At 53.0% G+C, this 19,323-nt stretch carries 15 protein-coding genes; 10 read left to right on the forward strand and 5 right to left on the reverse strand.

Annotated elements, in window-relative coordinates:
- Positions 1-651: 651 nt before the first annotated feature.
- Positions 652-1,320 (reverse strand): tetratricopeptide repeat protein, encoded by a 669-nt coding sequence (locus tag Q4E40_RS09360; protein ID WP_303411668.1) that lies wholly within the window; start codon positions 1,318-1,320, stop codon positions 652-654.
- Between the two features lie 211 nt (positions 1,321-1,531).
- On the opposite strand from Q4E40_RS09360, the gene lpdA reads away from it, so the two are divergent.
- From lpdA to Q4E40_RS09380, 4 genes are all read left to right on the forward strand, one after another.
- Complete coding sequence (lpdA, locus tag Q4E40_RS09365) at positions 1,532-2,926, forward strand: dihydrolipoyl dehydrogenase (protein ID WP_303411670.1); 1,395 nt, start codon at positions 1,532-1,534, stop codon at positions 2,924-2,926.
- 357 nt (positions 2,927-3,283) lie between these two features.
- Entirely contained in the window at positions 3,284-4,396 is a 1,113-nt protein-coding gene (locus Q4E40_RS09370) for a fatty acid desaturase family protein (protein ID WP_303411672.1), read from the forward strand.
- Between the two features lie 216 nt (positions 4,397-4,612).
- Entirely contained in the window at positions 4,613-5,731 is a 1,119-nt protein-coding gene (locus tag Q4E40_RS09375; RefSeq protein WP_303411674.1) for a fatty acid desaturase family protein, read from the forward strand.
- Between the two features lie 187 nt (positions 5,732-5,918).
- On the forward strand, positions 5,919-7,142 hold the full coding sequence (locus Q4E40_RS09380) for a DEAD/DEAH box helicase (RefSeq protein ID WP_303411675.1): 1,224 nt from the start codon (positions 5,919-5,921) through the stop codon (positions 7,140-7,142).
- 206 nt (positions 7,143-7,348) lie between these two features.
- Here Q4E40_RS09380 and Q4E40_RS09385 read toward each other — a convergent pair whose 3' ends face one another.
- On the reverse strand, positions 7,349-7,594 hold the full coding sequence (locus Q4E40_RS09385) for a glycine zipper domain-containing protein (RefSeq protein ID WP_303411676.1): 246 nt from the start codon (positions 7,592-7,594) through the stop codon (positions 7,349-7,351).
- Positions 7,595-7,843: 249 nt separating this feature from the next.
- Here Q4E40_RS09385 and Q4E40_RS09390 point away from each other — a divergent pair, with 249 nt between their 5' ends.
- Positions 7,844-8,368 (forward strand): GNAT family N-acetyltransferase, encoded by a 525-nt coding sequence (locus Q4E40_RS09390; RefSeq protein ID WP_303411678.1) that lies wholly within the window; start codon positions 7,844-7,846, stop codon positions 8,366-8,368.
- A gap of 51 nt (positions 8,369-8,419) precedes the next feature.
- Entirely contained in the window at positions 8,420-8,899 is a 480-nt protein-coding gene (locus Q4E40_RS09395) for a hypothetical protein (RefSeq protein ID WP_303411680.1), read from the forward strand.
- Here Q4E40_RS09395 and Q4E40_RS09400 read toward each other — a convergent pair.
- Positions 8,896-9,798 carry a DMT family transporter gene (locus Q4E40_RS09400; RefSeq protein ID WP_303411682.1) on the reverse strand — a complete coding sequence of 301 codons (903 nt, stop codon included), beginning with the start codon at positions 9,796-9,798 and terminating at the stop codon, positions 8,896-8,898. The two genes, Q4E40_RS09395 and Q4E40_RS09400, sit on opposite strands and share 4 nt — an antisense overlap.
- Positions 9,799-9,877: 79 nt before the next feature.
- Here Q4E40_RS09400 and Q4E40_RS09405 point away from each other — a divergent pair, with 79 nt between their 5' ends.
- From Q4E40_RS09405 to Q4E40_RS09420, 4 genes are all read left to right on the forward strand, one after another.
- Positions 9,878-11,035 carry an AI-2E family transporter gene (locus tag Q4E40_RS09405; protein WP_303411684.1) on the forward strand — a complete coding sequence of 386 codons (1,158 nt, stop codon included), beginning with the start codon at positions 9,878-9,880 and terminating at the stop codon, positions 11,033-11,035.
- 84 nt (positions 11,036-11,119) lie between these two features.
- Complete coding sequence (locus Q4E40_RS09410) at positions 11,120-12,388, forward strand: replication-associated recombination protein A (RefSeq protein WP_303411686.1); 1,269 nt, start codon at positions 11,120-11,122, stop codon at positions 12,386-12,388.
- Positions 12,389-13,084: 696 nt separating this feature from the next.
- Positions 13,085-14,848 carry a signal peptide peptidase SppA gene (gene sppA, locus Q4E40_RS09415; protein ID WP_303411688.1) on the forward strand — a complete coding sequence of 588 codons (1,764 nt, stop codon included), beginning with the start codon at positions 13,085-13,087 and terminating at the stop codon, positions 14,846-14,848.
- Between the two features lie 218 nt (positions 14,849-15,066).
- Positions 15,067-15,882, forward strand: coding sequence for a purine-nucleoside phosphorylase (locus Q4E40_RS09420; RefSeq protein ID WP_303411690.1), 816 nt, complete (start codon positions 15,067-15,069; stop codon positions 15,880-15,882).
- A 218-nt stretch (positions 15,883-16,100) separates the two neighbouring features.
- Here the strand turns inward: Q4E40_RS09420 and Q4E40_RS09425 are convergent, their stop codons facing one another.
- Together Q4E40_RS09425 and Q4E40_RS09430 are read right to left on the reverse strand one after the other, a co-directional pair.
- Positions 16,101-16,916, reverse strand: coding sequence for a DUF4249 domain-containing protein (locus tag Q4E40_RS09425; RefSeq protein ID WP_303411692.1), 816 nt, complete (start codon positions 16,914-16,916; stop codon positions 16,101-16,103).
- Positions 16,916-19,231, reverse strand: coding sequence for a TonB-dependent receptor (locus Q4E40_RS09430; protein WP_303411694.1), 2,316 nt, complete (start codon positions 19,229-19,231; stop codon positions 16,916-16,918). The genes Q4E40_RS09425 and Q4E40_RS09430 overlap by 1 nt, the downstream gene beginning before the upstream one ends.
- Positions 19,232-19,323 lie beyond the last annotated feature (92 nt).

Genomic DNA, 19,323 nt, shown 5'->3' on the forward strand with positions numbered 1-19,323 from the left:
ATACTGACGGCTACTGTCATTAAAACATTGGCGTCGTTTCATTCTAAGTTAACTGTCCAGATTTGCCCTCGTTCGCGTCCCGCGAGTGTGAGCTACTGCGCGGACTCTGGCGGCTTTTCCAAATTCTTCATAATGCCCAAATGCTCTCAAATGCTCTTTCGGACATCCCTGTCCGAAAGCAAACTGTTGGGGATGTCCACATCCCCGTGCTCAGGTTTGCAGGTATAGGGGACAAGGATGTCCCCGCCAGAACTACTTTCGGACAGGGATGTCCGAAAGAGCGCTAAAACCGACACACGGGGATTAGGAAATCCCCGACCGTTTGCTTCGGGATTGATAAATCCCGAAGAGCCTTGTGGCAGAGCCTTAAAGGAGAAATCGTTTGTAGGGACAGGTCGCGACCTGTCCGAGTCGTGCACCAGCTATCATACACTGGTATACCTGCCCGAATCGCGCACTGGCAAGCCTGCACCCTATACCTGACTCACTCTCGCCATGGTATACCTATGCAAGTCCCTACAACACACCTAACCAAGTCGTACATGAAAGTCCCTATTGAAGGGGTAGGGGGATGTAAATCGTGCACAAGTGGCGGGACGCCACCAGATAGCTCACACTCGCGGGATGCGAGCGAGGATATTGCAGTGTTTCTTACTTAGCCGGGCTTGCAGAGGAAACTGAATTCTGTCCGCAAAACTGTTTCAAATATTGAGCAGCTTCTTTCAGGCCGAGCTTTTCCGCTTTGATCCAGTCTTCGCAGGCACCACTTACGTCGCCGCTGGTATAGCGGGGGGCTCCCCGGTTGTAATAGGCTTCGGCATAGTTGGGCTGCAGGGTGATGGCGCGGCCGTAGTCGATGATGGCGCTGCGGTAGTCTTTCAGGGCGAAGCGTACCAGGCCGCGGTTATTGTAGGTGTGCGCCTGCAACTGATCGATCGAAACGGCAGTGTTGAAATCAATGAGCGCCCCTTTGTAGTCCTGCAGGTTATACTTCGATAGGCCACGACTTACCCAGGCTTCCAGGTGTTTAGGATCCAGCGTCAGGGCTTTGTCAAAGTCAGCAATGGCACCGCGGTAGTCCAGTATGCGGTCGCGGGCGATGCCGCGGTTAGTCATGGTGACGATGTGCTCGGGCTCCTGCTTCAGCACTTCGCTGTACTCCTTTATAGCTTCGGTATACTTGCCCGACTTAAACTTTTGGTTACCTGCGTTAAAGTGCTGCAGGGCTGTCTTCTGCTGGGCAGGCTGCGTTACGGCATTCTGCGGGAAAGCCGGTAGTGCAAAAAGTACGGATATAATGAGTAGTAAAATTGCTTTCATGCAGTAGGGGTTACCTCATGTTATGGAGCGCAAAATACAATAGTTCAGCCCAATACGGAATAGGTATGCAATTTTTTGTAGCAATTCTTAGTATTGTGAAGGTATAGGCTTTGTATAGTGCTACTCTTTGTGCAGATAACGCTGTAACAGAACTGGTTTTGTGAAGTTGGGATTATCGTTTAATTTTGCTCAGCATTTAAAAAGAGAAACTATGGCATCAAAATACGATTTGGTAGTGCTGGGTAGTGGCCCAGGCGGTTATGTGGCGGCTATCCGTGCGTCGCAATTGGGTTTGAAGGTAGGCGTGATCGAGCGTGAGTCGCTGGGCGGCATCTGTTTGAACTGGGGCTGTATCCCGACCAAAGCATTGCTTAAGAGCGCGAACGTGTTCGAATACATCAACCACGCGGCTGACTACGGCATTACCGTTGGGGAGGCTTCCGCTGACTTCAACGCGGTGATCAAGCGTAGCCGCGGTGTGGCCGACGGCATGAGCAAGGGCATTCAGTTCCTGTTCCGCAAAAACAAGATCGACGCCATCATGGGTACTGGTAAAGTGGTAGCTAAAGGCAAGATAGAGGTAACAGATGCGGAAGGCAAAAAAGACACGGTAGAGGCTGATCACATTATTCTGGCAACAGGAGCCCGTTCCCGCGAGCTGCCTAACTTGCCAATCGACGGCAAGAAAATCATCGGTTACCGTCAGGCCATGGCGCTTGACAAAATGCCGGAGAGCATGGTAGTGGTAGGTTCCGGCGCTATCGGCGTGGAGTTCGCGTACTTCTACAATGCCATGGGCACGAAAGTGACGATCGTGGAGTACCTGCCGAACATCGTGCCGGTAGAGGACGAAGAAGTATCGCGTCAGCTGTCCAAATCTTTCCGCAAGTCGGGCATCAACATCATGACCGATGCTTCTGTGGAGTCTGTGGACACCAGCGGCGACATCTGCAAAGTGAAAGTAAAAACGGCGAAAGGCGAAGAAACGCTGGAGGCGGAAGTAGTACTTTCGGCAGTAGGTATCCAGACCAACCTTGAGAACATCGGTATAGAGGAGCTGGGCATTAAAGTAGACAAAGGTCGCGTGGTAGTGGATGAGTACTACAAAACCAACGTAGACGGCATCTACGCGATCGGTGACATCGTGCCGGGCCCTGCGCTGGCGCACGTAGCATCTGCTGAAGGTATCATCTGTGTGGAGGCCATCACAGGCCACGACCCGGAGCCGTTGAACTACGGCAATATCCCGGGCTGTACATACTGCTCTCCTGAGATCGCTTCGGTTGGTCTGACGGAGAAAGCGGCCCGTGAGCAAGGGCTTGACATCAAAGTAGGCAAGTTCCCGTTCTCCGCTTCGGGCAAGGCAAGCGCCGCCGGTGCCAAGGACGGTTTCGTGAAGGTGATCTTTGACGCCAAGTATGGCGAGTTCCTGGGTGCCCACATGATTGGCACGAACGTAACAGAGATGATTGCCGAAATAGTGGTAGCCCGCAAGCTGGAGACAACTGGCCACGAGATCATCAAGTCGGTACATCCGCACCCAACCATGAGCGAAGCCGTGATGGAAGCCGCCGCCGCTGCTTACGACGAGGTAATACACCTGTAATTTTTTTCAGGTATAGCTTTAAAAAGCCTGACCGGAGTGTATCTGGTCAGGCTTTTTTTGTGTATATATAGCCAATCGCTTTTTTGATTTTTCAGCGGATTTTAATTTTAAGCAGTGAACGCGGGGATAGTCCATTTTTATTTGATAATGACTATATTGCAAGCTTAAACAGGACTGTAAAGTCTACATCTCCTTATTTTTTTTAAACGATCGGAAACTGAATTTGGCAAAGGGGGGCACTATGGCAACTGAACTTAAACTGGCCGAATTCTCTTTTATCAATATATTCAAAATTCACTCTCTGTGCCTTTAGGCCACTATGTGTGGGTTCAATTTTTCGCACATTAACCTAAAACTATGAAGCTGCAAAGCAAAGTCAAATTTGTCAACAAGGACAAAAGCCTTTTCTTCCCAACCCTACGAAAGCGCGTAGACGCCTATTTCTCAGAGAACAACATCCCGAAAACCGCCAACACCGCCATGATTGTGAAGAGCGTGGTGCTGTTGCTCGCTTACTTTGTGCCGTTTGTGGCGCTGCTTGCCTTTACACCCGGTCTGGGCTTCAGCCTGCTGCTGTGGTTCGTGATGGGCCTGGGCGTGGCAGGTATAGGTATGAGTGTGATGCACGACGCCAATCACGGCGCCTTCTCCAATAGCAAGCGCGTCAACGATTTGATGGGCCATACCTTAAATTTAGTGGGCGGCTCTGCCTTTAACTGGAAACTGCAGCACAACATCCTGCACCATACCTACACCAACGTGGTGGACATGGACGAGGACATTCAGGACCGTCTGGTGCTGCGTTTCAATCCCCATTCCAAAGTGAAGTTCTTTCATAAACTGCAGTGGGTGTATGCGTTCGTGTTTTACGGCCTGCTTACACTTTACTGGGTGGTGGCCAAGGACTTTGTGCAGTATGCGCTCTTCAAGAAAAACGGCGTGAACAACAACACGGCAGCTGAGAACAGGAACTGGTTCATGAAACTGGTGGCCATGAAGGTGCTGTACTTCTTTGTGATGTTTGGGGTGCCGACCCTTTTCTTCGGAATTCCCTTTCTGCAGGTGCTGCTGGGCTTTTTGCTGATGCACTTCGTGGCCGGCATCATTCTGACCGTGGTGTTCCAGTTGGCGCATACCGTGGAGGGAACCACACACCCAAGGCCGGACGAGACCGGGGTGATTGAGAATGACTGGGCGATACACCAGATGAACACCACCGTTAACTTTTCGCGTCACAACAAGCTGCTCTCGTGGTATGTGGGCGGACTGAACTTCCAGGTGGAGCATCACCTTTTTCCGCGTGTGTGCCATGTGCACTACCCGGCCATTGCTGGTATTGTAAAAGAAACAGCCGAAGAGTTTGGCGTACCCTACCTGGAGAACGAGACGTTCGGACAGGCCGTGCGCTCACACATCGCTACGCTGCATCGCTTTGGCAGGCTGCCGAGCATGAACGAGGCTATCGGCTAACGAAATCAAAATAACCTCACCTGCTTATACTCCCACATTTCCACTCTATATTTGCACCCTCCTTTGCCTTTCTGCCCGACTAAGTTTAATGGCTTAGTGCTTACTGGCAGCAGAAAATTACAGGTTAGAGCGGCAACAGACAAACACATAACCAACTGATTCGTAGGATATACTTCCTCCGGGTGAGTTTTGAATAAAGATTATCAAGTAGATTAAATGAAGCTTAAAGGCAAAGTAAAATTCGTTAACAAAGAAAAAAATTTGTTTTTCCCGACGCTCCGCAAACGTGTGGACGCCTATTTTTCTGAAAACAACCTGCCCAAATCCGGCAGTGCCCACCTACTGGTCAAGAGCATTGTGCTGTTGCTGATGTACGTGGTGCCGTTTGCGGTCCTGCTTGCCTTTACACCAGGTATAGGCATCAGCCTGCTGCTGTGGTTTGTGATGGGCCTGGGCGTGGCCGGCGTGGCCATGAGCGTGATGCATGACGCCAACCACGGCGCTTTTTCCAAAAACAAGACGGTGAACTACCTGATGGCGCACTCAGTGAACCTGCTGGGAGCCTCCGCCTTTAACTGGAAACTGCAGCACAACATTCTGCACCATACCTACACCAACGTGGTGGACATGGACGAGGACATCGACGATATGGTCGTGCTGCGCTTTTCGCCGCACACCAACGTGAAGTTCATCCACAGGCTGCAGTGGGCGTACGCGTTATTTTTCTACGGTTTGCTCACGCTTTACTGGGTAATTCTGAAAGATTTCGTGCAGTTCTTCAAGTATATCAAGAGCGGGGTGAACGCCAACTCCAAATCAGAAAACACAGTGGCCTTTCTGAAGATCGTCGCATTTAAAGTGCTGTACTTCTTCTCCATACTGGTAGCTCCGACTTTGATTTTCGGTATACCTTTCTGGGAAGTGCTGGTAGGCTTTGTGCTGATGCATTTTGTGGCCGGCATCATTCTGTCGACGGTATTCCAGCTGGCGCACACGGTGGAGGGCACCAACCATCCGCTGCCAAGTGAGAGTGGCGTGATCGAGAATGACTGGGCTATCCATCAGCTGAGCACTACCGCCAACTTTGCGCGCAAGAGCAAGTGGTTGTCGTGGTACGTAGGCGGACTGAATTTCCAGATCGAGCACCATTTGTTCCCGCGCATCAGCCACGTGCACTACCCGGCCATCGCGGAAATCGTGAAGCAAACCGCTGCCGAGTTCAACCTCACCTACATCGAGAGCAAGACCTTCATGCAGGCCGTGCGCTCGCATTTGAACACCCTCCACCGGTTTGGCCGACTGCGTCTGCCGGACCTGAACGAGGTGATGGCTTAACGTGCCTAACTAAAATCAAGAACTTTCGACAAAGGACAGTATACCTTTGGTATAGCAAATGAAGAACGGCGGGAATACACTCCCGCCGTTTTTGTTTCCGCCAGGTATAGCGCCTTGCCAGGCTACCTTATACCTTTGCACCAGGGTTTGCCACGCATGTTGTCCTGCCCTTATACCTGACGTGAAAATGACCTTTAAAGACCTATACCTAATTTCGCCCATTCTGCAGGCGCTGGAAGAAGCGGGCTATTCCCAACCCACACCCATCCAGAGGCAGGCTATACCTGAAGTGCTGCGGGGGCGCGATTTGCTGGCAACGGCCCAGACCGGCACGGGCAAAACGGCAGCCTTCGCTATACCTTTGCTGCAGTTACTGCACGGGCAGGCTATACCTGCGCCCCGAACAATTCGGGCACTGGTGCTCACACCCACCCGCGAGTTGGCCAGTCAGGTAAGCGATAGCTTTGCGACCTACGGCAGGTATACCGACCTGAAGCACCTGGTGGTGTATGGCGGCGTGCCCTACAAAGTGCAGACCGACGCGCTGCAGGCAGGTATAGACATCCTGGTAGCCACGCCCGGCCGTTTGCTGGATTTGCTTGATCAGGGCTTTGTGGAGTTGCGGCACGTGCAGTTGCTGGTGCTCGACGAGGCAGACCGCATGCTCGATTTGGGCTTTCTGCAGGACATCCGGCAGGTGCTGCAGGCGATACCTGAAAAACGGCAGACCCTGTTCTTTTCGGCTACGATGGCGCCGGAGGTGAGCAAACTGGCCCGTAAGATATTGACAGAACCTGTAACCATAGAAGTTGCGCCTGTTTCATCGACGGCAGTCACCATACGGCAGGAGCTGTACTATGTGAAGAAAGCGAACAAAACGCCTTTACTGTTGCACCTGTTGCAGGACCAAGGTATAGACCGCACGCTGGTTTTTATGCGCACCAAAGAGGGAGCCGACAAACTGGCCAAAGAGCTCGGTACTGTAGGTATAGTCGCCGAAGCCCTCCACGCCGACCGGTCCCAGCGCGACCGCGAGCGGGTGCTGGAGAGTTTCAAAAACAGCGAAACACGTGTGCTTGTCGCCACTGATGTGGCGGCCCGGGGCATTGATGTGGAAGAGCTTTCGCATGTGATCAATTACGAACTGCCTTTTGAGCCGGAGACCTATGTGCACCGCATCGGCCGCACGGGCAGGGCGGGGGCCGCTGGTGTTGCTATCACCTTCTGCGGCGCCAGCGAAACGCCCTTGCTCATCGCCATCCAAAACCTCACCGGCAAAGCCATACCTGTGGTAGATCAGCATCCTTTTCCGCTTACTGCGCAGGATTTTATGGATGCAGCCGCTGGTTCTAAAAATGACAAGCGCAAAGGCACAGGCAGGGGAGGGAAAGGCAAGCGGGGGAGAAGGTAGCAAAAGACTACGCGGAGCGCGCAGCTCCCGCTAGTGTCTGATAAGGTAACTGTTGCTATACCTAAGCACTTTTAGCGTAGGCCAATCTGTTAAACACTCGTAGGGCTGAAGACACCACGAGGTCTGGGGACAGGTATCGCAATTCCCGAAAACAATACAGGCCGTCGGGAAACCGACGGCCTGTTTTGTGTAACGATAGGTATAGCCTAGCGTTCTTCTTGTGGTTGCTGCAAATTATCCTGATTGCGCTGGCGCTCCCTTTTCTTTTTGTCTTTCTTACGGCCGATGGCCCCGCCACCGACTGCACCGGCCGCACCACCAATCACCGCACCAGAGGTACCACCCACGGCAGCGCCTGTGGCAGCACCTGCCGCACCGCCTATCACGGCGCCTTTCTTTTTACTGCTCCAACCGTCTGAGCCAGCACAACTACCTAGTAGAAATACTGACATTATTGCAAAAGATAATATTCTTAAATTGTTCATAGTTCATTGATTTTCAAGTGAGTTTTATACGGATTATGAGTGACGGTTGTTCTCGGTGTCATCTGAAATAGTGCAATTCCAGTCGGTGTGGTAGGCCGGCTCCGGGAGGGAGAGTGAAATAATTACGGTGGGAATAAGAAATTTAAGCTTCCGGGCAGCAAAAAAACAGCTGCTGCGTAGTATATTGGCTTGAGCAATTTCTTTTACTGACACTTTATGACCGACATTGCCATATCACCCTGCCTGCTTGCAGACCTGACCGACTTACAGAACATAGCCATAGAGGCTTACAACGACCATTATACCTACCTCTGGCACGACGGCGGCGCCTGGTATCTGAACCGGTGCTTCTCGGAGGAGGCGCTGCGCGATGACCTGGCTAATCCCAATGCTTCTTATTTCATGATCCAGTACCAGGACGAGCCGGTGGGCTTTATGAAGTACAACAAAGACAAGGCGCTGGAAGGCTATACCGATGCTGAGTGCCTCGAGCTGGAGCGGCTATACCTGGTCGACCGCGCTTCCGGTATGGGTATCGGCAAATGGGCGGTGGATTTTACGGTGCAGTATGCGCTGGAAAGTGGCAAGCGCGTTGTCTGGCTCAAAGCCATGGACAGCAGCCGCTCTGTGGACTTTTATGAACAGAACGGCTTTGTGCGCTGGGGGACCGACGAACTCGATTTCGAGCAGATGAAGGAAATTTACCGCGGCATGGTCATCATGAAAAGAGACATCGCCTGATACGTTGAAACGTTTCTCATTATACCTTTGAGTCCGACAAAACCGCTCTGTATGAAGCTCCGCTTTTTAGTTGCCCTATTCCTGTGCACGCTCGTGGCCTGCAGCCAGAAAGAGGAAGCGCAGTATGAGCGGCTCGAGCAGGAAAACGCCGTTGGCGATGTGAACAGCTGGGTGAAAGCAGACCTGCAGTGCGAGGAAATCCAGAATGCCGACGAGGAAAATCCGCTGGCGGTGGTATACCTGAGTCAGATGGAGATGCAGTACGTGCTCGATACGGTCTATACCTGCTCCGTTATTGCGCCGCAGATGTTTACCTCTTTCGGGGTGCCGCGCGAGGCGCTTTCAGCCTGTGGCGGCTGGTGGGCCGGGCAAGGCAATTTTTACTATACCCTGCACGAAGGCGACAGCATCTCCGTGATGCATGCCAGCCCTATCCGAAGCGACTCTGTGGACTTTCAGTATACCTTGCTGCGCCGCGTGCCGGTTTCGCACAGCACCACCGACCTGCCCGAAGAAAACTATATGCCTTAGGCTGTTTTTTTGAGGGCGTGTTGTTTGGTGTGACTCACCAGGTATACCCCGGCAAATATCAGCAGAGCGAAGGCTGCTTTCTGCAATGTGAAAACATCCTTACCCATCGCAATCGCAATCAGAATAGCCATTACCGGCTGCAGGTAAATGTAAGCGCCCACCAACGAGGGGTTGGCATAGCGTAGCGCCCAGGTATTGAGGAGGTAGGCCACGATGGTGACAGCAAAGACCATGAACAGAATAGCCAGCCAGATAGACACCGGGAAGGCACTGTAGTCAGGCGCTAGCAGCTGTTGCCAGCCGAATGGAACCACCAGCACGGCACCCACCGTAAAGATGCGGCTCACAATGGTGATGGCCTGGTACTTCTGCATCAGCGGTTTTACCAGCACCAGGTACAGGCCAAACGAAGTGGCGTTGAGAATGATGAGGAGGTCGCCCCACAAATTACCGGTTGCCTGCCCCCCCTGCGAGGTATAGATGAGCAGAAAAGCACCCACGCAGGCCATGGCTATACCTGACACCTTCCGCTTGCCGATGCGCTCCCGCAGCAGCAGGGCCGAAAAGACCAGCACCACCACCGGCACAATCACCATCAGGAGCGCCGCATTGATCGGAGCAGTCAGGTTCAGTCCGGCAAAGAAACAAAGCTGGTTAATGGCCACCCCGGTCACGCCGCACAGAATCACCCGGATGTTGTCGGCACGTCCCACGATCTTCTCCTTCACCACCAGGCGGGCGAACAGGCCGAAAAACAGCGCCGCCGATACCACCCGGATCAGGATCAATCCGAAGGGGCCCACGTACGCGGGCATCACCTCTTTGGCGATGCTGTAATTGCTACCGTAGATCAGTGCCACCAGAAAAAGCGAGGCGTGCACCTGTACCTGTTTATTCATGCCGCAAAATTACGTGCTTATTCGGTTTGTGCCGTATAAGGAGGCAATTAAAACCCGTACCCTCAAGCTACATTACTGCATGAATCAAATACCTCTGACGGTGAGAAGAGCCATCGAAATAACAGGACTGTTTTTTCTGGGCTGGATTATAGTATTGGGAAAGGGACTGCTGGCGCCGCTGCTCATGGCCTTTTTCATCAGCATCATGCTATTGCCGCTCTTCCGTTTTTTCAGGAACAGGAAAATGCCGGAGGCGTTAGCGATTGGACTCAGCCTGTTAGCGATGATTGTGGTGCTGGGCGGCATTATCTGGTTTTTCTCCTCCCAGATCAGCGTGCTGATACGTGATTTTCCGACCATCCAGAAAAACGTGATGAACCACCTGAACGCGCTGAGTACCTGGGTCGGGAGCAAGACACCCTTTTCGTCGCAGGAGCAGATCAATTTCGTTAAAGAGCAGAGCAACAACCTGCTGACCTATGCCGGTACCCTGTTGGGCGGTGTGGCTGGGGGCGTGACGGGCACGCTGATATTCCTGGGGCTGTTGCCGATCTACATCTTTTTGCTGCTCTTTTACCGCAACCTCCTGCTGCGCTTCGTGTTCCTGTGGTTCCCCCGCGACAACCACGAGAAAGTGGAAGAGACACTGCGCGAGATGCAGGTGATCATCAAAAGCTACCTGTTCGGCCTGCTCATACAGGTTACTTATATGACCGTGCTGCTGGGCGGCCTCCTGATGATCATCGGTATTAAGCACGCGCTGCTCATCGGTATTATTTTCGCCTTTCTCAACCTTATACCTTACGTGGGAGCGTTGTTGGGCAACATCATCGGGGTGCTGCTCACGCTGGCCTCGTCACCTGAAATTTGGCCGATCTTTGTGGTATTGGGTACCATTGCCGGTGTGCAGTTCCTGGATAACAATATCCTGATGCCGCGCATCGTGGGCTCAAAAGTTAAGATCAATGCCCTCGCCACCATCGTGGGGGTGGTCGTGGGCGGCGAGATAGCAGGTATAGCAGGCATGTTCCTGTCGCTCCCCATTATTGCGGTGCTGAAGGTAGTGTTCGACAGAACGGACCAGTTCAAGCAGTGGGGCGTGCTGTTTGGTGATGAGCGCCCCTCCCGCAGCCCCATGGAAGTGTCGGTGCTGCGCTGGAATACAAAAGCCATCCGCCGGAAACTGGAGAAGGAAAACGAGATAGAGTCGCCACATGATGGAGAGGAGAAGAAGTAGCGGTCGCGGTAATTCAGTCCTTCGGCTTTGCCCTCAAATTCGTAACTTTGTTTAGACCGAACTCCCAAGAGAGAATAAGAGCAGATGAATCACCCGAACGTACCGTTGGCCGAGCGCATGCGGCCACACAACCTGGACCAGTATTACGGACAAAAGCACCTGGTGGGGCCTACCGGCATCCTGCGTCGCTACATTGAGGGCGGCGTGATACCGAGCATGATCTTGTGGGGGCCTCCGGGTGTGGGCAAAACTACCCTGGCCAACATCATTGCCAACCAGATGAAGGTGCCTTTCGTGGCGCTGAGCGCCATCAATGCAGGTGTAAAGGACATCCGGGAAGTGATTGAGCAGGCCAAAAAACGGCAAGGTACGGTACTTTTCATCGACGAGATCCACCGCTTCAACAAGTCGCAGCAGGACGCTTTGCTGGGCGCTGTCGAAAAAGGAACAGTGACATTGGTGGGCGCTACTACCGAGAACCCTTCCTTTGAGGTGATCTCGGCCCTGCTGTCGCGCTGCCAGGTATACATCCTCAAGCACCTCACCAAAGATGAACTGATCGAACTGGTTGACAAAGCCCTGGAACAGGACGAATGGATGCGCCACCGCAAGGTGCGGATAGAGGAATACGAGGCGCTGCTGACTATTTCGGGTGGAGATGCCCGCAAGCTGCTCAACCTGCTCGAGATTGTGGCCGAAGGCATCAAAGCCGACGAGGTGGTGGTAACCAACGAGTTGGTGAAGCAGGTGGCCCAGCAGAACATCGTGATGTATGACAAGTCCGGTGAGATGCACTATGATCTGGTGTCGGCCTTCATTAAATCCATCCGCGGCTCGGACCCCAATGCGGCCGTCTACTGGCTGGCCCGCATGATCGAGGGTGGCGAGGACCCTAAGTTTATTGCCCGTCGTTTGCTCATCGCGTCTTCTGAGGACATCGGTCTGGCGAATGCGAACGCCCTGCTTATGGCCACCAACTGTTTCCAGGCGGTGCAGATGATCGGTTATCCGGAAGCAGAGATCATCCTGTCGCAATGCACAGTATACCTGGCCACTTCGCCCAAGAGCAACGCGAGTTACAAGGCCATCAAGCAGGCAAGGCAGCTGGTGCAGCAGACCGGCAACCTGCCCGTGCCGCTGCACATCCGCAACGCCCCGACCAAACTGATGAAAGAGATTGGCTACGGCAACAACTACAAATACGCCCACGACTACGAAGGCAATTTCGTGCAGCAGGAGTTCATGCCACAAGAGCTTACCAACACCGCCCTCTACCAGCCTGGCGATAACGCCCGCGAGCGTGACTTGCTCAAGCAACTGCAGGCACAGTGGGGAAAGAAGTATCGGTATTAGAAGTTTGGGAGTTGAGGAATTAAAGAGTTTCGGAGTTAGAATTGTATCGACTTTACACAGTAACTTCTTTCATGCATGAACCCAACTGAACGCTCTTCCGGACATCTGTGTCCGGAAGCATTTCTGCCGGGGACATCCTTGTCCCCGTGTACCTGCAAAACAGGCAAATGGACAACAGGCCTCAACAGGCTCATTCGGATTTATCAATCCGAAAGCAAACGGCAGGGGATTTCCTAATCCCCGTATACCTGCAGACCCACGCACGGGGATGTGGACATCCCCAACAGAAAACTTCGGGACATGGATGTCCCGAAGAGCCTTTCAGAAAAGAGCGCAAGACAGATCGCGGTCTGTCCGAATCGTGCAACAGCAATTATGCCCCCGTATACCTGACCGAATCGGTGTACCTCTATACCTGACAAAGTCCCGCACTAACACAACTGCCTGAATCGTGCAGGAAAATCCCCTCCTCTGAAAGGCAGGTTAATCGTGCACCCAACAATTAGCAATCAACAATCCAACAATTTAGCATTTCAACCACCAACAATTCAATTAGTCTATGAAAAGGCCCGATTGGTCGAGATTGCTGTATATTGGGGTTTGGTATTGAACTTTAAGCGCTATTTTTGTTTATTGTATGCAGGGACCTATACTTTCTGGTGCCTTAAAACAGAACCTTAAAAATAAGTAGAACCTATGTTGAATTTCCTCAGATATGTGCTGGCGACCATCCTTGGCCTGTTCATATTTTTCTTTCTGGGCCTCCTGATCATGGTCGGCGTTATTGCGGCATCTGCCTCTAAGGGGGATGTCACGGTAGCCGAAAACTCCGTGCTGGAGCTTAAACTGGACAAAGCAATTGTAGAGCGCGAGCAGGAGAATCCTTTCGGTGATTTTTCCTTTGGCTTCTTCTCTATGAGTAGCGGCGACGGATTGGATCAGATCAAAGCCTCTATTCGCCGCGCCAAAACAGACGACAATGTAAAAGGCATCTTCCTGAACATGCGTTTCGTGGATGCCGGTATGGGCAAGCTGGAAGAGATCCGCGACGAGCTGATCGACTTCAAGGAGTCGGGCAAATTCATTGTATCGTACGGTGACATGACCAACGAGAAGGCTTACTACCTGTCTTCTGTGGCCGACAAAATATACCTGAACCCGATGGGCACGCTGGAGTTTAACGGCATCAGCTCTGAGGTGTTCTTCTTCAAAGGCACCCTGGAAAAACTTGACATCCAGCCTGAAATTTTTAAAGTAGGCGATTTTAAAAGTGCGGTAGAGCCTTTCTTCCTCGACAAGATGAGCGAGGCCAACCGCGAGCAGATGACCTCCTTCCTGAACTCGATCAACGACTACCAACTGCGCAAGATCGCAAAGGCACGCGGCAAGACCTACGAAGAGCTGAAAAAAGTATCGGATGAGGTGCTGGTGCGCGAAGCCGAAGACGCTAAAACGCATGGTCTGGCCACTGACATTGGCTACTACGACGAAGCCATCGATTACATGAAAGAGCAGCTTGGTGTCGAGACTGACAAGAAACTGCAACTGATTAGCCTGGCCAAATACAAAAAAGTGAAAGACGCTGAGAAGACTGGTTCCGCTAAAAACCGCATTGCCGTGATTTACGCGGAAGGCGATATTGTGGACGGTGAAGGCGATGACGACCAGATTGGTAGCACTCGTTATGCAGAAGCGATCCGCAATGCCCGTATGGACAAGAACGTGAAGGCGGTGGTGCTGCGCATCAACTCTCCGGGTGGCAGCGCGCTGGCGTCTGATGTGATGTGGCGTGAAATCCAGGAGACCCGCAAAGTGAAGCCGGTGATTGCCTCCATGTCTGACATGGCTGCCTCCGGCGGTTACTACATGGCCATGGGCTGCGATACGATCGTGGCGCACCCGAACACCATCACAGGCAGTATCGGTGTGTTTGGCATTGTTCCGAACTTCGAAGGCTTCTTCAAGAACAAGCTGGGCATCACCGTGGACCGCGTAAGCACTGGCAACCACTCAGATCTGCCAACAGTTACCCGCGCCATGACGCCGTTTGAAAAAGAGATCGTGCAGCGCGAGATCAACAAGATCTACGAGGTATTCACGCAGAAAGCGGCTGACGGCCGTGGCATGTCGCAGGACGAGCTGAAGAAATTCGCTTCGGGCCGTGTGTGGTCAGGTATAGAAGCCAAGGAGCGCAACCTGATAGACGTACATGGTGGCCTGGAAAAAGCCATCGAGATTGCCGCTGCCCGTGTAGGTATAGAAGATGACTACCGCATTAAGGAGCTGCCGCGCCGCAAAAATTTCTTCGAAGAGATGCTCGGTGAGGCTGGCTCACAGGTAAAAGAGCGCGCTGTGAAGGCCGAACTCGGTCAGCTATACCCTGTGTACAACATGTACAAGAAAGTAGAGAATATGCAGGGTATCCAAACCCGCATGCCGTATGAGCTGATCGTACAGTAACAAAGCTGGCCAGGTATAACCTGCTGCAAATGCAATATTTGAAAGCCCGTTGGTGTAAACCAGCGGGCTTTTTGTTTCAGGTCCGTTCCTTTTTTTGCAAATTGCGAAGAAGAGCGAAATCAGAGTGTCATGCCCACACATGATTAAAATCATTTATTCTCTCAGGATAAATGCCCTATTTCGCGAACCTTAAAACAGCATAAAAAACGATGAACGATATGATGCAGCAATTACGAGAGTCCGCTTCTTATATACAGGACCAGACAGGCAATTTCCAACCTGAGTTCGGAATTATACTGGGCACGGGCCTGGGCGCTTTGATCAAAGAAATTGAGATAGAATATAGCCTCGATTATGCCGATATCCCGCACTTCCCTGTGTCAACGGTGGAGAGCCATACCGGCCGCCTGGCTTTTGGAACGCTGGCCGGGCGTCGCGTGATCGTGATGCAGGGACGCTTCCATTTCTACGAAGGCTATACCATGCACCAGGTGGTGCACCCGGTGCGTGTGATGAAATTGCTGGGCGTGCAGAAGCTGTTCATCTCCAATGCCTGCGGCGGCCTGAACCCTGCTTTCAGTACCTCTGACCTGATGGTGATCACCGACCACATTAACCTGCAGCCATCCAACCCGCTGATCGGTCCGAACCTGGACGAACTGGGACCTCGCTTCCCAGACATGAGCGAAGTGTACGATGAGCAGATGGTGCGCCAGGCAATGGTCATCGCCGAAGATGCCGGCTTCACGCTGCAAGAGGGTGTTTACGCCAGCGTACCAGGTCCTATGCTGGAAACTCTGGCTGAGTATACCTACATTGCCCGCATAGGGGCCGATGTTGTAGGTATGTCGACCGTGCCGGAAGCCATTGCGGCCCGCCACATGGGCATGAAGATTTTTGGCATCTCTGTCATCACCGACATGGGTACGCCCGACCGCATCAAGAAAGTGAACCTGGCCGATATTCTGGAAGCCGCCGCTATTGCGGAGCCACGCATGACCCTGCTGATAAAAGAACTGGTGCGTCAGCAATAGTAGCCTTAACAATTAAGTAAAGCATATAAGCACAAGCAGGGGCGGCCAAATTGGCTGCCCCTGCTTGTTTTGAGACTAGTTATAGGGTTAAGAATGCGAGGGAAAGGAGTAAGGTTTTGACACGCCTTGCCTGATTACCTCCCAGGTCAGGTTGAAGCAGTGCCGGATGTAGGTCCGGTACAGAACTGGCCGGGAATAAAAATGCCTCCTAATGATTCTTACTTTTCTATCACCACTGTTTTGCGGTTATAAGAGAGGTTCGTAAAGATGCCGATGCCGCCTTTCACCGAGGAGACAATGCGCGAGGGCTGCGCAAAGGGGTTACCGTTGGCATTGCGCGCATCCGATATAGAGCCTAAGAAATCGTAGTACTGCTGCTCGATGTGGAAGAGCGAAACGACCAGTGTATCGCCCTGCTCGTAGTCGTAGCCCGAACCGTAAGATACGCGCTGGCCATTCGTGAGCTGGTCGCTGGATATGAAATCACGCTGAGAGGAATTGGAAAGGCTGTCGCGGTGCACCATGTAGCGGTAGAAGTTAACAGCATCCGGGTCGTCCTGGTAGGAAGTGAGCAGATAGGCTTTGTTCTTTTCATTGAACTTCCATTCCACTGCCTCGATCGGCACCTGGCCCAGGATGGTAGTGGTGCCAGTTACGTGGCGCCCTTTCTTGTCTTTTACCTCCAGCGTTACTACATCGCCGGGCTGCAGGTCCAGCTTTTCGCTTATGCGGTGAGTGTAGTACTTGCCGGTTTGCTTGTTCTGAACAGGGCTGAAAGGCAGCTTGATCGTTCTGCCCTTGTGCGTAATAAATACCTCAGCATCAGGTACAAGCGGCAGCTCCGGGTCGTTAAAGTAGCTCACGCTTTCCAGTACCACGGCCCGTAGAGTTTTGCCGGGCTCCAGATAGCACTCCACTACCAATTGTGACTCGTGGGGTGGCAGTTTTACTTCCACTTCCTGCTCCATGTCGCAGGAGGCCAGTAGCAAAAGCAGGGGCAACAGCAAGGTATAGATCGTAGGTCTGGTCTTCATCAGAACTTGAAATTATAAGTAACAGAAGGTATAACCGGAAACAGGGACACCTGCTTGGCCCGGAAGCCGAGCGTCTCATTGTCATCCTCATCCTTCACCTGTTCAAAATACACAAAGTACGGGTTGCGACGGTTGTAGGCGTTGTAGGCACTGAAGGTCAGGTCTGCCTCGCCGCGCTTCGGGTTGAGCTTAAGCACCAGGCCCAGGTCCAGGCGGTGGAAAGCGGCCAGCCGGAAGCTGTTGCGGTCGCTGTACACGGGCACTACGGTAGCACCTTTGCCCTGCACATCCTGAAACGCAAAGCGGGCCACGGGGAGCGAATAGGCATTGCCGGTGCCATACACAAAGGCGCCGGTCAGGTGGATGCGCTTGCTCAACTCGTGCAGCACTACCACGCTTACGTCATGACGGCGGTCGTGGCGGGTCGGGAAGCGGCGCCCCCCGTTGATGTCATCGAACTGGCGGTAGCTCCACGACAAGGTATAGCCCACCCATCCCGTGGTGCGGCCCTTTATCTTTTCGAGGTATACCTCATTACCGTAGCTCTCGCCTTTGCCAAACAGGAATTCGTCCTCCAGGTTGTCATTCACAAACAGGTTGGCGCCGTCGCGGAAATCGATCTGGCGGTGCATCCACTTGTAGTACAGTTCGTTCGTGATCATGTAGCGGCCCCCGCCAAAAAGATGGCTTATACCTGCGGCCACCTGTTGCGAGCGCTGCGGCTTCACGTAGTCGTTGGAAGGATACCAGATATCGGTCGGTAGCGAGGCGCCGGAGTTGGCTACCAGGTGAATGTACTGCATCATGCTGGCATAGCTGGCCTTCAGCGACGTTCTTTCGCTCAGGCTATACCTGGCAGAAGCCCGGGGCTCAAGTGCGCTGTAAGTCTTGCCTCCGCTGTTGAAGGCTGAGAGCCGCACACCGTAGTTGAGCGAAAACTGGCTGTTTACCTGGAAATCATCGGCTACATAGGCTGCAGCTTCCGTGGCCTCATAGTCGTTGCCTGCACTGAAACTTTGCCGGTCGTCGTCAGAGTCGAAGTTGAGGCGGCCGATGGTAAAATCGTGCTTAGTGGCCATGGCGCCGAATTGCAAGGTATGGCCCTTGTCCAGGATCAGGCTGAAGTCCGTTTTCAGGGCCAGGTCGCGGATGTCGGAGGTCAGGTTAAAGCTGAACACGTCGATCTTGTTGCTGACGTTGTACTGGTAGCTGCTGCCCGAAAGCGTGGTGTTTACCCGAAAGCGTGGATTGAACTTATGCTGCCAGCGAAGGGAGCCCACTTTGTTACCCCAGTCGAAGCCAAACTCAAAATCAGCGTCATTGAACCCAAAGAAGTCGCGCCCGTAATAGCCGCTTATGAACAGTTCGTCTTTCTCGCCCAGCTTGTAATTGGCCTTGCCGTTGAGGTCGTAGAAGTAGTAGTCAGGTATAGGATTGAAGTCTTCCTTGCCCTCCTGCAGGCGGTTAATCTGGCGTGTGAACACATCGACATACGTGCGCCGGCCGGAGAGGATGAACGAGGACTTGTCTTTCACGATCGGCCCGTCCACCGTCAGGCGCGAGGCAATCAGGCCGAGGCCGCCGGTTACGCCGATGCGCTCCTTGTTGCCCTCCCGCATCTTCACATCCAACACAGAAGACAGCCTGCCGCCAAACTGCGCCGGAAAGCCCCCTTTGTAGAGCTCCACACTTTCCACGGCATCCGGGTTGAAAACCGAGAAGAAACCGAACAGGTGAGAGGCATTGTACACCACGGCATCATCCAGCAGCACCAGGTTCTGGTCCGGCCCGCCGCCGCGCACGTAAAGGCCCGATGCGCCTTCACCACCCGACTGCACCCCGGGCTTGAGCTGCAGTACCTTGATCAGGTCGACCTCCCCGAAAAGTGCCGGCAACAGCTTGGCCTCCCGCGTGGTCAGCGTCTCGACGCTCATCTGACTGGCATTGAGCTTCTGCTGCAGGGAATTGGCCTCAATCACGACTTCGCCCAACTGGCTGTTGGCAGGCAGCAAGGCAAAGTTGACGGTCAGGTTTTGGCCAGAGACTTCGATGCTGCGGGTAGTGGCTTCGTAGCCGATGTAGGTGGCCTGCAAGGTATAGCTGCCCTCGGGCAGTTGCAAGGTATAGAAACCACGGCCATCCGTTACAGCGCCGGTGCGCAGCTCAGGAACCGATACCGTAGCCCCGATGAGTGCGTCTTCATTGCCGGTGCCGCGCACGTAACCACTGATGGTATAGGTGCTCTGAGCAAACACATCGGCGGTTATGAGACTGAGTAAGCAGAAAAGGTATACAGCAAAAGCTGGTAAGCGCATCTAACTAAATTTAAAACGGGAGGCTTTGAAAATCAGGTACAAAGGTACACAAATAACCTGATCGGCCCTGGTAAAACGATCATTGTCAGATC

The organism is Pontibacter coccineus (assembly GCF_030546575.1).
GTDB classification, from domain to species: domain Bacteria; phylum Bacteroidota; class Bacteroidia; order Cytophagales; family Hymenobacteraceae; genus Pontibacter; species Pontibacter coccineus.

Coding starts and splice junctions, on each gene's coding strand:
- Q4E40_RS09360 (WP_303411668.1), bottom strand. CDS start 1,320: ATGAAAGCAATTTTACTACTCATTATATCCGTACTTTTTGCACTACCG.
- lpdA (WP_303411670.1), top strand. CDS start 1,532: ATGGCATCAAAATACGATTTGGTAGTGCTGGGTAGTGGCCCAGGCGGT.
- Q4E40_RS09370 (WP_303411672.1), top strand. CDS start 3,284: ATGAAGCTGCAAAGCAAAGTCAAATTTGTCAACAAGGACAAAAGCCTT.
- Q4E40_RS09375 (WP_303411674.1), top strand. CDS start 4,613: ATGAAGCTTAAAGGCAAAGTAAAATTCGTTAACAAAGAAAAAAATTTG.
- Q4E40_RS09380 (WP_303411675.1), top strand. CDS start 5,919: ATGACCTTTAAAGACCTATACCTAATTTCGCCCATTCTGCAGGCGCTG.
- Q4E40_RS09385 (WP_303411676.1), bottom strand. CDS start 7,594: ATGTCAGTATTTCTACTAGGTAGTTGTGCTGGCTCAGACGGTTGGAGC.
- Q4E40_RS09390 (WP_303411678.1), top strand. CDS start 7,844: ATGACCGACATTGCCATATCACCCTGCCTGCTTGCAGACCTGACCGAC.
- Q4E40_RS09395 (WP_303411680.1), top strand. CDS start 8,420: ATGAAGCTCCGCTTTTTAGTTGCCCTATTCCTGTGCACGCTCGTGGCC.
- Q4E40_RS09400 (WP_303411682.1), bottom strand. CDS start 9,798: ATGAATAAACAGGTACAGGTGCACGCCTCGCTTTTTCTGGTGGCACTG.
- Q4E40_RS09405 (WP_303411684.1), top strand. CDS start 9,878: ATGAATCAAATACCTCTGACGGTGAGAAGAGCCATCGAAATAACAGGA.
- Q4E40_RS09410 (WP_303411686.1), top strand. CDS start 11,120: ATGAATCACCCGAACGTACCGTTGGCCGAGCGCATGCGGCCACACAAC.
- sppA (WP_303411688.1), top strand. CDS start 13,085: ATGTTGAATTTCCTCAGATATGTGCTGGCGACCATCCTTGGCCTGTTC.
- Q4E40_RS09420 (WP_303411690.1), top strand. CDS start 15,067: ATGATGCAGCAATTACGAGAGTCCGCTTCTTATATACAGGACCAGACA.
- Q4E40_RS09425 (WP_303411692.1), bottom strand. CDS start 16,916: ATGAAGACCAGACCTACGATCTATACCTTGCTGTTGCCCCTGCTTTTG.
- Q4E40_RS09430 (WP_303411694.1), bottom strand. CDS start 19,231: ATGCGCTTACCAGCTTTTGCTGTATACCTTTTCTGCTTACTCAGTCTC.